The following is a 13,799-nucleotide window of genomic DNA, read 5'->3' on the forward strand; positions in this document are numbered from 1 at the left end:
CGTCGTCGGGCAGGGGCCGCGCTCGCAGCCCCTTTGCAGCAGATCAGGCAGACTGGATCCTCGACGATTCAGTGGACACCTGTGATGACTCATTCCTCTCTTCGATCGGCCTCACGCTTGGTCCTGACCTTGACCCTGGCGTGCTGGCTGGCCGCTTGCAGCAACGCACCGCCCGCGCCACCGATGGCGGCGCAGGCCGCGCCTGTTGCTAGTACCTGCCCTGCGGGCTTGCCCGCCGACACACGTTGCCTGGCCGGCACCGACACCGAAGGCGCGCACTACCTCATCGCCGTGCCGCCTGCATGGAGCGGCGTGCTGGTGCTGCATGCCCATGGTGGCCCCGAACTCGGCGCACCCAAGGCCGAGCGCACCGCTGAAGACCTGCAGCGCTGGGCGGTAATGGTGAAGGCCGGTTATGCATGGGCGGGGTCCACCTACCACCAAGGCGGTGTCGCCGTGCGCTCTGCCGCCGAAGACACCGAGCGGCTGCGGCGCATCTTCGTGCAGTACGTGGCCAAGCCGCAGCTCACCATCCTGCACGGCCAGTCGTGGGGGGCGAGCGTGGCTGCCAGGGCCGCAGAGATGTATGCCGGCACCGGCCAGCCGCGGCCGGCCTACGACGCGGTGCTGCTCACCAGCGGCGTGCTGGGCGGCGGCACGCGCTCATATGACTTCCGGCTCGACCTGCGCGTGCTGTACCAGAGCCTGTGCGCCAACCACCCTGCGCCGAGCGAGGCGCAGTACCCGTTGTGGATGGGCCTGCCGCCGGGTGCCACGCTGACGCGCCCCGAACTCGCCAAACGCGTCGACGAGTGCCTGGGCCTCAAGCTGCCTGCGGCGCAACGCAGCCCCGAGCAGCAAGCCCGAGTGCAGACGATCGTGAAGGTGATTCGCATCCCGGAGCGCTCGATCCTGAGCCACCTCAACTGGGGCACCTGGCACTTCCAGGACATCGTTCAGCGGCGCACGGGTGGCGCCAATCCCTTCGGCAACATCGGCGCGCAGTATGTGGGTTCGGCCGATGACGCGGCGCTGAACGAGCGTGTGCTGCGCTATCGCGCCGACCCTGAGGCGGTGCGGCGGTTTGGTGACGACACTGACCTGACCGGGCGCATTGGCGTGCCGGTGCTCACGGTGCATGGGGTCAATGACCCGACGGCGTTTGTCGAACTTGACTCGGCGTTTCTTGAGACGATGAAGGCCGCCGGTACGTCAGAGCGGCTGGTGCAGACCTTCACTGATGACAATGAGCACAGCTACCTTAGCCACCCGGTTTATCCGACATTGGTCGAAGCTTTGTTGAAGTGGGTGACGGATGGGGTCAAGCCGACGGCTGAAGGGATTGCGGGGCGTTGCCCGCAGCTTGAGGCGAGGTTTGGGGCGGGGTGTCGGTTTCTCCCTGGTTATCGGCCGGCGCCTCTTGCGGATCGCGTTACGGCGCGTGAGCGGCCCTAGTGATGCCACTCCTGTCGGAATGAAGTGTTGAAGCGTGGGCGCTATTCGCGTTCGGGTCTTGTTCACTGCGTGAGGCCGAGTCGGGATGTCGTCCCGACAGCCGACCTACTTTTCTTTGCTTCGCCAAAGAAAAGTAGGCAAAAGAAAGGCGACCCGACGGTGGCGGTCGGCCGGTGGCCGACTGCTCTGCGGTGCTCGTGCTTTGGGGCCTCGCGCCGAACTCGCTTCGCGGCCTGCGGCCGCTGCGCTCAGACAGCCGCGCGAAGTCAGTTGACGAAGCGTGCTGCGCACGCGGCCCCAAAGCCCTGCGCTCCTCGACGCCACCCACGGGGCCCAAGAGCAATACGGTCGTTGCTTCGCAACTTCACCGTCCACGCCTCGCTTCGCCTCGGCGCGAGCGAAGCGACGCGTCATCGTGCGATGCGAAGCGAGCCGAATCTGGTGTTCATCTCCCCCTTCGGACGAGCTGAGCAGCACAGGGCTTTGCGGGGCGCGCGTTAGCGCGCATCAATAACTGACTTCGGGCGGCTGTCTGAACGCAGTGAGCGCAGCGAACGAAGTGAGTTCGGCCCGACCCGCAATGACCGAGCAGCGCAAGGCAGCCCTTGCGCAGCAAGGGCCGAGTCGGTAGGGGTCGCTTCTTTGCGTCCTTTCTTGTCGATACAAGAAAGGAGGTCGGCCGCCGGGCCGAACCCCCGGCGCGGCCTCACGCAGTGAACAAGACCCACATGCGCATGCAGGCACAAGAGCCGAGACGCTTCGACACCTCAGCCAAGAGGCGCGACCACGCGGGCATACAACCAGTAGTCCCGCGGCACGCCCCGCACCATCCGGTAGCTACGCAGCTTGCCCTCGAGCTCGAAGCCACACTTCGAGAGCACACGCGCCGACGCCACGTTGCTGTCAAGCACCGTCCCCTGAATGCGCACGTAACCCGCCTGCAAGAACCCCCAGCCCACCACCGCCGAGCAGCAGGCCGATGCCAGCCCGCGGCCCCAGCACTCGGGGCGGATCTCATAGGTGATCTCCGCCGTGCGGTTCAAGGCCGAGATGGTGTGAAAGCCGATGGCACCCAAGAACCGCTGGTCAGCGGTCGAACAGATGGCAAAGAGCACCGGCGAGTTCGGGTCGCTGCTGTGGCTGCGCTCGATCATCGCGTGCAGGTCGTCGATCGCCGTCACGTGGGAGCTGGTATGCAGCTTCACCTCGGGCCGCGCCGCGTACTCGAACCAGGCGCTGGCGTCGAACTGCTCCAACGCACGCAGGTGAAAGGCCGGGTCGCCGACCACAGGGTTGGACGCAGGCCGCATGGACGCTGTCTCCTGGCCTGTTGGCCTCAGGTCGTGCCCAGCGCTACGAACTCGCCGTCGAGGCGCCCCACCTCCTGGCCTGCGTACTCGAGCACCGCCGACACCGTGATCCGCGCACGGCCCTTGCGGCTGAGCATGCGGACGAAGGCTGGCCAGTCGGCTGCGTCGTTGAAGAACGAGCGCGCGATGAAGTCGCCGTCGATCGGCAGCTCGTAGTGCATGGTGTTGCGCTGGATCACCAGCCGGCTGCTCAGGCCGGCCGCCGACAAGCGCGTGTGCAGCAGCGACCACGCGGCCAGGATCGCGACCGCTGACGCACTACCGCCGAACACGGTGTCGCGGTGGTTGATGTTCGGGGCCAGGGGCGCAGCCAGCACCACGCTGTCTTCGTTCAGGCTCTGCACGCTCACCTGCATCGCCTTCGACAGCGGGATGTGGTCGTGCAGGTACTGCTTGAGCGTGTTGGCGTCCATCCTGCGGCTTCCCGCTGGTTCTCGCTATTGCGCCTTGGGCGCGGAGGCGGCCGCGGACGCCGGTCGGGCGGGGCCGCCGTTGCGCTTGACTTCAGCCCACGTGGCGTCGCACTGCCGCTTCAGCTTGGTTTCAACTTCCGGCCCAGTCGCCTTGTCCATCGACTTGAAGGCGAGCTGCCGCTCCTTCTTGTACTTGTCGCCCTTGCGGACCTTGTCGAGCTCGCCGGTGGTCTTCGCGTCGGCCTTGATGCGCCACAGCGACAGATAGGCTTCATCGCGGTGGCCGCGCATCTCGGGGAAGCGGTTCTCGCATTGCACGTAGCCGAGGTCGAACTTCGCCAGGGCTTTCGGGTCTGCCGGGGCGGCGTCTGCCGTGGCCGCGAACAGGCCGAGCAGGGCGAGGGCGATCGTGGTTTTCATGGGGCTGCCTTGGGTAGCGTGGAGGTCGGGTGCATGCGAAGCGCATTGTGCGCATGAATCCGGTGCCAGGCTGCAACCGAGTGTCGCGCCGCGGCGCAGGAACGAATCAGCCCATGAACCCCAGGTCGCGAATGCTGAAGTTGCGCAGGTGCGGAAAGATCGCCAGCGCATCGCTGTCGCTGACGCCGAACCAGCGCGCGAAGGTCGCGCCGTATTGGTCGACCGAGGTGCTGGGGATCAGCGCGCCGTTGCCGACCTGGTCGGGGCTGGCGTCGAAGAAACCCGTCGCGCTGCGTGCTGCGAGCACCGGGAAGTTGCCGTACAGGTCGCCGCCCTTCACCGCTCCGCCCATCACGAAATGATGCGCGCCCCAGCCGTGGTCGGTGCCGTCTCCGTTGCTCGTGAAGCTGCGGCCGAAGTCGGACGCGGTGAAGCTCGTCACCTGGTTCTGCGTGCCCATGGCCGCCAGGGTGTCGGCGAAGTAGCGCAGGCCTTGCGCGAGGCGCGCATAGAGGTCGGCATGCGCGCGGTTCTGCGAATCGTGCGTGTCGAACCCGCCCAGGCTCACGAAGAACACCTGGCGCTTGGCGCCGATCTCGCTGGAGCCACTGGCCTCGATCATTCGGGCCACGGTCTGCAGTTGCAGGGCCAGCCCGTTCACAGACTTGGCACCGGTGAGCGGGCTCTCGTAAAGCAGCTTGGGGTCGGGCGAGACGCCGGCTGTGCCGAACAAGGGGTGCGTCGGGTCCTTCAGCACCGTGCGCAGCGTTTCCTCTGCGTCGATGGCGCGCGCGTTGATGTCGGCCACGGCCTGCTCGAACGGGTGGCTGCCGCGCACGCTGCGGGTGATGTGGCGCATCGCGGCACCGACGGCGGCGTTGTTGTAAACCGTGTTGTTGGTGCCGGCCGTGCCCATGCGCACCGCACCGTTCGCGCCCACCTGGTACTGGCGCACCGTGTCGCCCGAGAGCCAGACGTTGTTGCCCGAGGTCGAGATGGAGCTGAACACCGCGCGCCCGTTCTGCGCGGCGAAGAGGTCGGCCATCATGCCGCCCCAGCCGCGCCGTGCGCCTTCGGGCTGGAAGGCCTGCCAGAAGTTGGACTGGTCGTTGTGCGAGAACAGGTGCGCAGGCCGTGGGTGCGTGGCAAGCCCGTATTGCGACTTGCTGGTGGGCACGATCAGCGGCCCCACGTTCGGCACGATGGCCAGCCGCTTCTCGTCGTTGAACATCGTCTGCAGGGCACCCAGCATCGGGTGCAGCGCGTAGCTGTGGCCCTGCGGGCGCGCGGGCGCGATGGGCAGCACGCCGCCCAGGCGCGCCGGCGTGCCGGCGGCGGCCGATGCCAGCGCGGGTGTACCCGGCGCCATCAGCGCGATCGAGTCGGGTGCCTGGTTGCGCACCGAGGTGTAGTTGGCCCAGGCTGCGGTGTCGGTCGGCAGCACCATGTTCATCGAGTCGTTGCCGCCATACAGGAAGACGCACACCAGCGCCTTGTAGTCGGTGGCCGACTGTGCAGCCGCGGAGCCCATGGCCGATAGGTTCAGCGCGAGCGGCGCGGCCATGCCCATGCCCGAGAGCGCTGCCGTGTGGCGCAGGAAGAGACGGCGGGATGCGTTGTGGACAGTCATGGCGTTCTACTTCTGCACCAGGAACTCGGGCGACACCATCGTCAGGAAGACCGCCGCGTTCACGCGCACGCGCTTGCCGTTTTCGACGCGGACGGGGTTGGAATCGGTGATCGAGATCGTCGCGATGGCGTTCGCGATCTCGGTCTTGAGTGCGGCGGGCATCGTGCCGTACATCAGCTTGGCGTCGATCTGCTCCATCAGCAGGGCGGGCTTGTCGGCCAGGGCCATCTCGGCGCGGTAGTCGGGCTGGATGTCCAGGCGGTTCAGCGGTGCACCGCCGTTCGGGCCGAAGCCGAACGAGATGCCCTGGCGAACGTAGTTGACGTAGCCTGCGGCCGTGGCCTCGTGCGTCATCTGCAACTCGGGCGAAACCATCTGCACGCCGTCGAGCAGCACACCGGGCGGCGCGTAGCCGGGGCGGAAGAAGTTGAACACCGATGGTGCGCGCATCGGCGTCTGGCCCAGCTTCGCCGTCGGGTCGTCGGTGTTGCCGATCTTGTACTGGCCGCTGTCGGACGTGGCATGGAAGGCACGCAGGAAGGCCGACAGCCGCAGCAGCGGCTCGCGCACCTTGCCCGCACCCGCCGCAGCGCTGCGGGCCTCAGGGTGCAGCAGGATGGCCTTCACCATCGCTTTCATGTCGCCACCCGAGGCGTTGAAGGCCTGTGCGACATCGCGGATGTAGGTAGGGCTCGGGTTGCTCGTCACCAGCCGCTGGATCAATTGGCGGCCGATGAAGGGCCCCACGTTGGGGTGGCCGGCCAGCGTGTCGAGCGCGATGCGAAGGCTCGCCGGTCCGTCGGTGTTGGCCGGGATCACTGCGCTGAGAAAGCGCTTCTCTTCAGGCGCGTGCATGCCGGGGTAGTTGATCATCGGCTTCACGCCGCGGTCGGCATCGCTGCTGCTGGCGGTGCCGACCTTCGTGGTGCCGTTCGAGAAGCATGTGGCGTTGGCCGGGGTGGGTGCCACGGGGCAGGCCCAGCTCCAGCCGGTGAACACGCGGGCCAGGCCGGCGATGTCGGCAGGGCCGTAGGTATCGACGGGTGCGCCACCGTCCAGCTTCGGCGAGCCGTCGAGGTTGAGCTGGTACAGCCCGATGCTGAACAACTGCATCACCTCGCGCGCGAAGTTCTCGTCGGGCACGCGGCCGGTGCGTGTGTCCGCCTTGCGGTTGCCGAGCATGCTGAGGTAGCGGCCCATCGACGGGTGCGTCGCCACGCCTTGCAGCAGGTCGCGGTAGCGCCCGAGGCCGTGGGTGGCCAGCAGGTCGAGATAGCTCGCAACGGAGCGCGGGTCGTTGCCGACGACCGTGTCCTGCATCGACACGACGAAGATCTCTGACAGCGCGAGTGCCACGCGCTGGCGCAACTGGTCGTCTGCGGTGACGGCGGCACGCCAGAAGGAATTGGTGACGCCATCCTGCCCTGGCCAGGCGCTCGGGTTCTCGGCCTTGAGGGCAGCGTCGAGCGCGTCCCAGGTGGCCAGGTGAGAGGTTGCGGGCGAGCGCAGCTGCTCGTCGATCCAGCCTTCGTAGCCGAGCGCGATCACGCGGTCGACCGACGCTTCGTCGGGACCGAAGCTCGCCTGCGTGAGGAAGCGGGCCGCCGCGTCGCGTTGCGGCGTGGCGACCGGCGTCGTCACCGGTGCACCGCCATTGCCAGAGCCGGCATCACCGGAACTATCGCTGGAATTGCCGCCGGTATTGCCACCGGAACTGCCACCGGAACTGCCACCGGTTTGTGTGCCACTGTCCGGCGTGCCGCTGGATGACGAGGCACCACCGCCACCGCCGCCACAGGCGGTCAACGCCATCGCCAGCATCGCCACACCCACACCACGTGAGCACTGCTCGGCCCATGAAGGCCGCCCCCGCGTATTCATCGCCACTGACTGCTCCGACATCGAGTCACACAACTGCATTCGTGCGAGCACGGTGCATCTGTGCAGGCCACGACGCGTCGATTGTTCTGGTGCTACGCGGGCGGCGCGAGGAACTTGTTGGCGTTGACGCGAGCCTTTACGACTTGCTACAGCGGTGTGGCCACGAGGGGCTTTTTGCGCCGCAAAAATGGCGCAGATTCACCCGCCAGTTCGTGCGTTCACTGATGCGACGGTGCTTCTTCAGTTGTCGTCGAAGGCATCGAGCACGTTGGCGGCGTTGATGCCGAGCTCGGCCGCCGCATAGCCGCCCTCGAGGATGAAGACGGTGGGCAGGCCGAGGCGCTTCAGCCGTGCGCCGAGCACATGAAAGTCTTCGCTCTGCAAGGCGAACTTCGAGATCGGGTCGCCGGCGAAGGTGTCGAGCCCCAGCGAGACGACGAGGGCATCTGCCTTGTGGCGCTCGACACGCGCGCAGGCAACGTCGAGTGCCGAGAACCATGTCTGCGGCGGCGTCCCCGCGGGCAGAGGCAGGTTCAGGTTGAAGCCCAGTCCGGCGCCTTCACCAACTTCATCGGCGTGGCCGAGGTAGAACGGATATTCGGTGCGCGGGTCGCCATGGATGTTGACCACCAACACGTCGGCGCGGTCGTAGAAGATGCTCTGCGTGCCGTTGCCGTGGTGGTAGTCGACATCGAGGATCGCAACGCGCGCGCAGCCGTTGGCGCGCAGCGCCTGCGCCGCGATGGCAGCGTTGTTGAGGAAGCAATAGCCACCCATGAAATCGGCACCGGCGTGGTGGCCTGGCGGGCGGGTTGCACAGAACACGCTGCGTTCGCCGGAGCCAAGCAGCGCCGCGACGCTGGCCGCCGCATCGGCGCCTGCCTTGGCCGCGGCCCAGGTGCCCGCGACGATGGGGCTACCGTTGTCCATCGAATACAGGCCGAGCCGCGCGGTGAAGTTGGCGGGTTCCACATCGCTGCGCAGCGTGCGCACGGGCCACACCGAAGGGAAGGGCTGCATGCCAACGTTGGCAGGGTCGAGTGCCAGCCAATGTGCCCACGCGGTTTCGAGGAATGACAGATACCGTGGCGTGTGAACTTGCGCGAGCAACGGCCGGCTGTCGACCGTCGGCTCGCGAACGCTGTGGCCTCGCGCCGTCACTTCTTTCAACACGAAGTCTGCGCGTTGCGGTGTCTCGAAACACGGCACCGGCTGGCCGCGGAAGAACTCGTGTGCGGGCGCGTGCAGTTCATGCAGCGGAGAGAAGATCGTGATCATCTAGACGCGTCGTTGAAGTCAGGCACGAAGCCGGTGGCGTGCAAGGTGGCCAGCGGTTGGAACAGCGGTGTCGGCAACTCTGACCAGAAAAACCACCGCCACTCGGAGCACTTGTCGGGCTCGCACAAGGCAGGTTCGCCGACGGCGCTGTGTGCCTCCACGAAGAGCGTGACGTAGTGCTTGCCTTCGGCCTCGAACACATCGTTCGTGTACGGGGCGGGCGTGACGGCATGGATGCGCAGCCCCGTCTCTTCGAGCACCTCTCGAACGGCGCATTGCGCAACGCTCTCGCCGAACTCCAGGTGGCCGCCAGGGAGTGCCCAGGTGCCGGCACCGTGCGAGCCCTTGCGTTGCCCGAGCAAGACCCGGCCCTCGCGCAACACGAGCACGCCGACGCCCACGAGGGGAGAGCGCCTGTCTGCCGAAGCGCTGGGCTGCGCCTCAGTCGTCAAGAAAGTCCCCTTTGTAGAAGCTCCAGGCGTTGCCGTCGTGCAGATAGAAATAGCCGTCGGCGCAGAAGTCCTTGCCAGGGAAGAACTCCCGGTAGGCACGCGGCACCAGGCGGGCGAGCTGGGCATCCGAAAGCTCTTCGAACTCTTCGGGCGTGATGGGTTGGCCGACGCGCAGTTTTCGTTGTTCCATGGATCGACTCGGTGCAAGGTGGCTGAGGGGTCAAGCCGCTGCGGCGTGGCACACCGCTTCGACGTTGTGCCCGTCGGGGCCGATGATGAAGGCCCCGTAGTAATTGGCGTGATAGTGCGGCCGCAGCCCGGGCGCGCCGTTGTCCTTGCCGCCTGCTGCCAGCGCCGCGGCATGGAACTGCCGCACTTGCTCGCGTGTCTTGGCGGCAAACGCAATGTGGATCGGCCCAGGGCTGCCGCCGAAAGAACCGAACCAGAGCTGGCCTTCGCCTTTGCGGCCGATCATGGCCCAGCCCTCGGCTTCAGCGGTGATGGCCATGTCGAGAGGCTTGAGGGCCTGGACGAGAAATTCCTTGGCTTTGGGAAAGTCGGTGACGTTGAAGCCGATGTGATCGAACACCATGTGGGACCTCCAGTCGATGAGCGTTTCCTGAGAGGGTGCAGCCTATCAAATCAGGTGCTGGCGTGCGCCTGCTGCCACCGTTCGAGGTTCACGCCCTTGACGATCAGCCACAGGCAAAGAGACAACTCGCCGATGAAGGCCGGCATCAAGATGGCGGGGAAGATCGACGCGGCGAACGACGGTGCGAGAAGCAAGGCGAAGCTGTTGATCAGATAGCTCAGTCCCGCCAGCACGATGAGCACACCAATCGCCTTGGGCAGGTACCCGGACCTGAAGATCAGGTAGCCGCGAACCAGGCACGCGAAGCCAAAGAAGATGAGCCCGATGCCGAACCCGAACCCGTGCGCCTTGATGGCTAGGTAAGAGAGCGCGTCGAGCTGCGCCGATGAAAACTCCTTCAGATAGCCCGAGTTCTCCAGCAGGAAGAGAGGCACGAGAAGGTTGAGCTTGTTGGCGACCAGCACCGCGGTCTGAACCAGGTTGATGAGCGTCGCCAGCAGCGCGAGGCTCTTGCTCACCGGCTTGAGCAGCAGGTAAAGCACCACGATCACCGGCACGTCGAACACATGCATCAGCAGGTCGCCGACGATGCCCGTGCGCCAGAGCAACTGAGACGCCTCGATGTTGTCGGCCGTGGCCGCGGCATCGCCGGATACGACGAGCGAGCCTCGAACGAACATCTCGCCGAACATGCCGAGGACGATGATGGCCAGGTAGAGCACACCGCCGAGGCGGGCATAAAGCTGAGGCGAGCGCGTGGTGGGAGAGTTCATTGTTGTTCTTCAGCGCTCCGGCCGGTGGCGTCGCAAGACGCCGAGGTGATCAGGGGTCAGGCGGCATTCTGCACGCCCAGTTCCATCGTGCGTGCGCTCACTGATTTGCCGGCGATCGTGAGTTCACCGATCGAGATGGGCAAGCGGAAGCGGCGCGGCCCGGCACTGCCGGGATTGATGAAGAGAACTCCCGCTCGTTCTTCGATCAGCGGCTTGTGCGTGTGGCCCGAGACCACCACCCGCGCGCCCGCCGCATTTGGATCGATGTCTAGCTGCGCGAGGTCGTGGATGACGTAGACGAACACATCGTCGAACCGGATGAGCTCTGTTTCGTCCAAGGCCTCCGCCCACGCGCCTCTGTCGTTGTTGCCTCGGACGGCAGTGACCGGCGCAATGCCAGACAGCGCGTCGAGCGTCTCTGCATCGCAGATGTCGCCGGCATGCACGATGTGATGACAGCCTTGCAGGAAGGCCTTCGCCTCCGGCCGAAGAAGGCTGTGCGTGTCCGAGATGACGCCAATGCGCAGCATGGTGGTGACTTTAATGACACTTGAGAGGTCGGCGCGAGGGCATCCCGTTCAGCCCTTTCTCGACAGCAGGCATTCACGCCTCACGCGGGAACGTGAACGGTCGCCTTGACGTGCTTCAGGTTCGTCACGATCGCCATCGGCTCGATGAGCTCGTCAAGAATTTCCTCGCCGACAGTGCAATCGGAACGCCGAACAGAAACATGTGGGACAACAGATCCAACACCGTGGCCAACGGCTTGAAGCTGACCGGATGAGGGAATGCTGACAGCGGCAACACGACGAGCCGCATGAACAGAAAGACGCCCACGCCGAACAGTGCACCGCAAATCGCCGGTCTGCGCAGCAGCACGCCAATGCGCTTGCTGGCCAGAACGAAAGCTGCAGCGAACCCAAACGACATCAAGAAGTGAAGTGCGAGACCCAGCGCTGCCGCAGGCAGGCCGCCGGTGTACGCCGCTTTGCCGAGCAGGCCCGAGGCCACTGACTGGAGCAACCGCTCCGGTGGCAAGCCGTTGAAGGCCGCGAACGTGATGGCAAAGGTGATGTCCAGTGCCGCAGCGATGCTTCCACCGACTGCCACGACCCACAGTTCAGTCCCGCGCTTCATGACTCCTCCGACCGATGACGTGATGCGTGCGCGGATTCAGTGAACCGAACGTCCGCAGGCAACGAATCTAGCTCGTTCTTGACCGCCGGGGAATCGTGTTGGCCCGGCTCGCATGAGGCCGGCTGACTGAATGAAAGGCGGTCGACTCCGCGGTGGGTCGACAAGGACAAGGTGAAATTCGACGCGTCCAGCTTCACAGCCAGCCGCTCACCGTCTCATCACACCTGCATGTTCATGATTTCGGAGTACGCCTGAACCAGCTTGTTGCGCACTTGCAGCGTGGCCTGGAAACCGATCTGGGCTTTCTGCATTGCAACCATGGTGTCTTCCAGGCTGACCGTCGGGTTGCCCAGGGAGACCTGCTTCTGCATCTCGTCGGCCTGGTTCTGGCTGTCGCTCACTGAGCGCAGCGCCTGGGTCAGTTGCTGCTGGAAACCTGCCCCGGCCACCTGCTTGCCGGCGTTGACCAGCGGCATGCCATTCGTCCCGAGTCCGGCGCGGGCGGCGGCTTGGGCGAAGTTGAAGGGTTTGAGGGTGACGTCCATGAGCCGAACTTTAGGGAATTTTGTAAGCAGAGATGTTTGGAACTGGGCGACCTTTCAAAGCCTGTTCCGCCCATCCCACCCCCTCAAGTTTCCAAATAATCGTTCCATTCGGGCGGTCTGCCTGCTCGGTACGGACGATCTAGAACACCATGGACAACGCGATCGCAATTGCCAACCCCAACCAACTTGCCAACCCGGGCGCCGGCTTCGGTGCGCGCTTGATGGCCTTGCCGGCCAAGAGCCGCATCAGCCTGGGGCTGGGCATCGCAGCACTGATCGCCGTGCTGGTGGCCCTCACCATGTGGAGCAGCCAGGGTGACTACAAGGTGCTCTACGCCAACCTGTCCGACAAGGACGGCGGCGCCATCATTGCCCAGCTCTCGCAGATGAACGTGCCGTACCGCTACACCGAAGGTGGTGGCGCCATCCTGGTGCCGGCGGCACAAGTTCACGATCTGCGGCTGAAGCTCGCTTCGGCGGGCCTGCCCAAGGGCTCGGTCGTCGGCTACGAGCTGATGGATGGCGCGCGCTTCGGCCAGACCCAGTTCCAGGAGCGCCTCACGTTCCAGCGCGGCCTCGAAGGCGAACTCACCCGTTCGATCACGTCGATGCCTTCCGTGCAAAACGCACGCGTGCACCTGGCGCTGCCCAATCAGAATGGGTTCTTCCGTGAACAGCAAAAGCCCAGTGCCTCCGTGATGCTCACGCTCTACCCCGGCCGCACGCTCGACCGCGCTCAGGTGGCCGGCATCGTGCATCTCATCTCGAGCAGCGTGCCCGAGATGAACCCCAAGGCCGTGAGCGTGCTCGACCAGACCGGTTCGCTGCTCTCGGGTGCCAGCGACACCACCTCGGGTGCCGGGCTCGACGCCCAACAGCTCCAGTACGTGAACCAGATCGAGGCGAGCTACAACAAGCGCATCCTCGACATCCTGGAGCCGGTGATCGGCCGCGACAACCTGCGCGCCCAAGTCACCGCCGACATCGACTTCTCGCAGGTCGAGTCGACCTCCGAAGAGTTCAAGCCGAACCAGGGTGCCAATGCCGAAGCCAGCGTGCGTAGCACGCAGAGCAGCGAACAGTCGGGCAGCAATGGTTCGGGCGCTACCGGCATTCCGGGTGCGACCTCGAACCAGCCGCCGGTGGCTGCCACGGCGCCGCTGACCGGTGCCTCGCAAGCGCTGCAGACCGCCGGGGGCGGCGGTGGCGGCCAGAGCAGCAGCCGCAATGCGGTCACCAACTACGAAGTCGACAAGACGGTTCGGGTCACGCGCAACGCGACCGGTTCGGTCAAGCGCCTGAACGCCGCCGTGGTCGTCAACCACCGCAGCATGACCGACGCCAAGGGCAAGACCAGCAGCGTGCCGCTCACGTCCGAAGAACTCGAGAAACTCAACACCCTGGTGCGCGAGAGCATCGGCTTCAAACAGGAGCGTGGTGATTCGGTCAAGGTCATCAATGCGCCGTTCAAGGTCGACGCCGTGGCCAAGGACGACACGCCGATCTGGAAGCAGCCGCAGACCGTCGACCTGCTGCGCGCCGCCGCCGTGCCGACAGCCCTTGCGCTCGTCGCCCTGGTGATCGTGTTTGCGCTGATCCGCCCGGCCCTGAAGTCTGCCTTGCAGCCGCCTGCGCCGGTCGATGCACGCGGCAGCACGCTGGACGCCGTGGTGGGCGACGACGCCGACATGCTGCCTCCGGCCGAGCAGATCCTGCGCATCGAGTCCCCCAAGGTCAGCGCCCACCTCAGCAGTGCGCGCACCTTTGCGAAAGAGAACCCCACCGCGGTCGCGAACATCGTTCGTGGCTGGGTGAACGGCGACACGCTCAAGGCTTGACCGAAGAGACAACAA

General features: G+C 65.6%; 15 protein-coding genes. 2 read left to right on the plus strand and 13 right to left on the minus strand.

Annotation, left to right across the window (positions count from 1 at the left end):
* The first annotated feature begins 84 nt into the window (after window positions 1-84).
* On the plus strand, window positions 85-1,455 hold the full coding sequence (locus AC1DYS_RS08450) for a hypothetical protein (RefSeq protein ID WP_477897968.1): 1,371 nt from the start codon (window positions 85-87) through the stop codon (window positions 1,453-1,455).
* A 767-nt stretch (window positions 1,456-2,222) separates the two neighbouring features.
* On the opposite strand, the gene AC1DYS_RS08455 is transcribed toward AC1DYS_RS08450, so the two are convergent.
* The 13 genes from AC1DYS_RS08455 to fliE all read right to left on the minus strand — a co-directional run bounded on the left by AC1DYS_RS08455 (window position 2,223) and on the right by fliE (window position 11,946).
* Window positions 2,223-2,765, minus strand: a complete 543-nt coding sequence (locus tag AC1DYS_RS08455) for a GNAT family N-acetyltransferase (protein WP_477897970.1) — start codon at window positions 2,763-2,765, stop codon at window positions 2,223-2,225.
* 26 nt (window positions 2,766-2,791) lie between these two features.
* On the minus strand, window positions 2,792-3,238 hold the full coding sequence (locus AC1DYS_RS08460; protein WP_477897972.1) for a YiiD C-terminal domain-containing protein: 447 nt from the start codon (window positions 3,236-3,238) through the stop codon (window positions 2,792-2,794).
* 24 nt (window positions 3,239-3,262) lie between these two features.
* The gene (locus AC1DYS_RS08465) at window positions 3,263-3,658 is read right to left on the minus strand and encodes a hypothetical protein (RefSeq protein ID WP_477897974.1); all 396 of its coding nucleotides are present in this window, start codon (window positions 3,656-3,658) and stop codon (window positions 3,263-3,265) included.
* Window positions 3,659-3,764: 106 nt separating this feature from the next.
* Window positions 3,765-5,288 carry a DUF1501 domain-containing protein gene (locus tag AC1DYS_RS08470; RefSeq protein WP_477897976.1) on the minus strand — a complete coding sequence of 508 codons (1,524 nt, stop codon included), beginning with the start codon at window positions 5,286-5,288 and terminating at the stop codon, window positions 3,765-3,767.
* Window positions 5,289-5,294: 6 nt separating this feature from the next.
* Complete coding sequence (locus AC1DYS_RS08475; RefSeq protein ID WP_477897978.1) at window positions 5,295-7,208, minus strand: DUF1800 domain-containing protein; 1,914 nt, start codon at window positions 7,206-7,208, stop codon at window positions 5,295-5,297.
* Between the two features lie 201 nt (window positions 7,209-7,409).
* On the minus strand, window positions 7,410-8,447 hold the full coding sequence (locus AC1DYS_RS08480; RefSeq protein ID WP_477897980.1) for a histone deacetylase family protein: 1,038 nt from the start codon (window positions 8,445-8,447) through the stop codon (window positions 7,410-7,412).
* Window positions 8,444-8,899 carry a nucleotide triphosphate diphosphatase NUDT15 gene (locus AC1DYS_RS08485; RefSeq protein WP_477897982.1) on the minus strand — a complete coding sequence of 152 codons (456 nt, stop codon included), beginning with the start codon at window positions 8,897-8,899 and terminating at the stop codon, window positions 8,444-8,446. The genes AC1DYS_RS08480 and AC1DYS_RS08485 overlap by 4 nt, the downstream gene beginning before the upstream one ends.
* Window positions 8,889-9,089, minus strand: coding sequence for a hypothetical protein (locus tag AC1DYS_RS08490; protein WP_477897984.1), 201 nt, complete (start codon window positions 9,087-9,089; stop codon window positions 8,889-8,891). Before AC1DYS_RS08490 ends, AC1DYS_RS08485 begins: the two co-directional genes overlap by 11 nt.
* A 30-nt stretch (window positions 9,090-9,119) precedes the next feature.
* Window positions 9,120-9,491: a VOC family protein gene (locus AC1DYS_RS08495; RefSeq protein WP_477897986.1), complete on the minus strand. Its 372-nt coding sequence runs from the start codon at window positions 9,489-9,491 to the stop codon at window positions 9,120-9,122.
* A gap of 50 nt (window positions 9,492-9,541) precedes the next feature.
* A complete protein-coding gene (locus AC1DYS_RS08500; protein WP_477897988.1) occupies window positions 9,542-10,264 on the minus strand; it encodes a DUF4386 domain-containing protein in 723 nt (240 codons plus the stop codon).
* A 56-nt stretch (window positions 10,265-10,320) separates the two neighbouring features.
* Window positions 10,321-10,794, minus strand: coding sequence for a metallophosphoesterase family protein (locus AC1DYS_RS08505; protein ID WP_477897990.1), 474 nt, complete (start codon window positions 10,792-10,794; stop codon window positions 10,321-10,323).
* Between the two features lie 124 nt (window positions 10,795-10,918).
* Entirely contained in the window at window positions 10,919-11,401 is a 483-nt protein-coding gene (locus AC1DYS_RS08510) for a hypothetical protein (RefSeq protein ID WP_477897992.1), read from the minus strand.
* A gap of 218 nt (window positions 11,402-11,619) precedes the next feature.
* Complete coding sequence (gene fliE / locus AC1DYS_RS08515) at window positions 11,620-11,946, minus strand: flagellar hook-basal body complex protein FliE (protein WP_047484956.1); 327 nt, start codon at window positions 11,944-11,946, stop codon at window positions 11,620-11,622.
* A 149-nt stretch (window positions 11,947-12,095) separates the two neighbouring features.
* Between fliE and fliF the strand changes: the two genes are divergently transcribed.
* Entirely contained in the window at window positions 12,096-13,784 is a 1,689-nt protein-coding gene (gene fliF / locus AC1DYS_RS08520; RefSeq protein WP_477897994.1) for a flagellar basal-body MS-ring/collar protein FliF, read from the plus strand.
* Window positions 13,785-13,799: the final 15 nt, after the last annotated feature.

Source organism: Rhizobacter sp. P2_G4, from assembly GCF_056403575.1.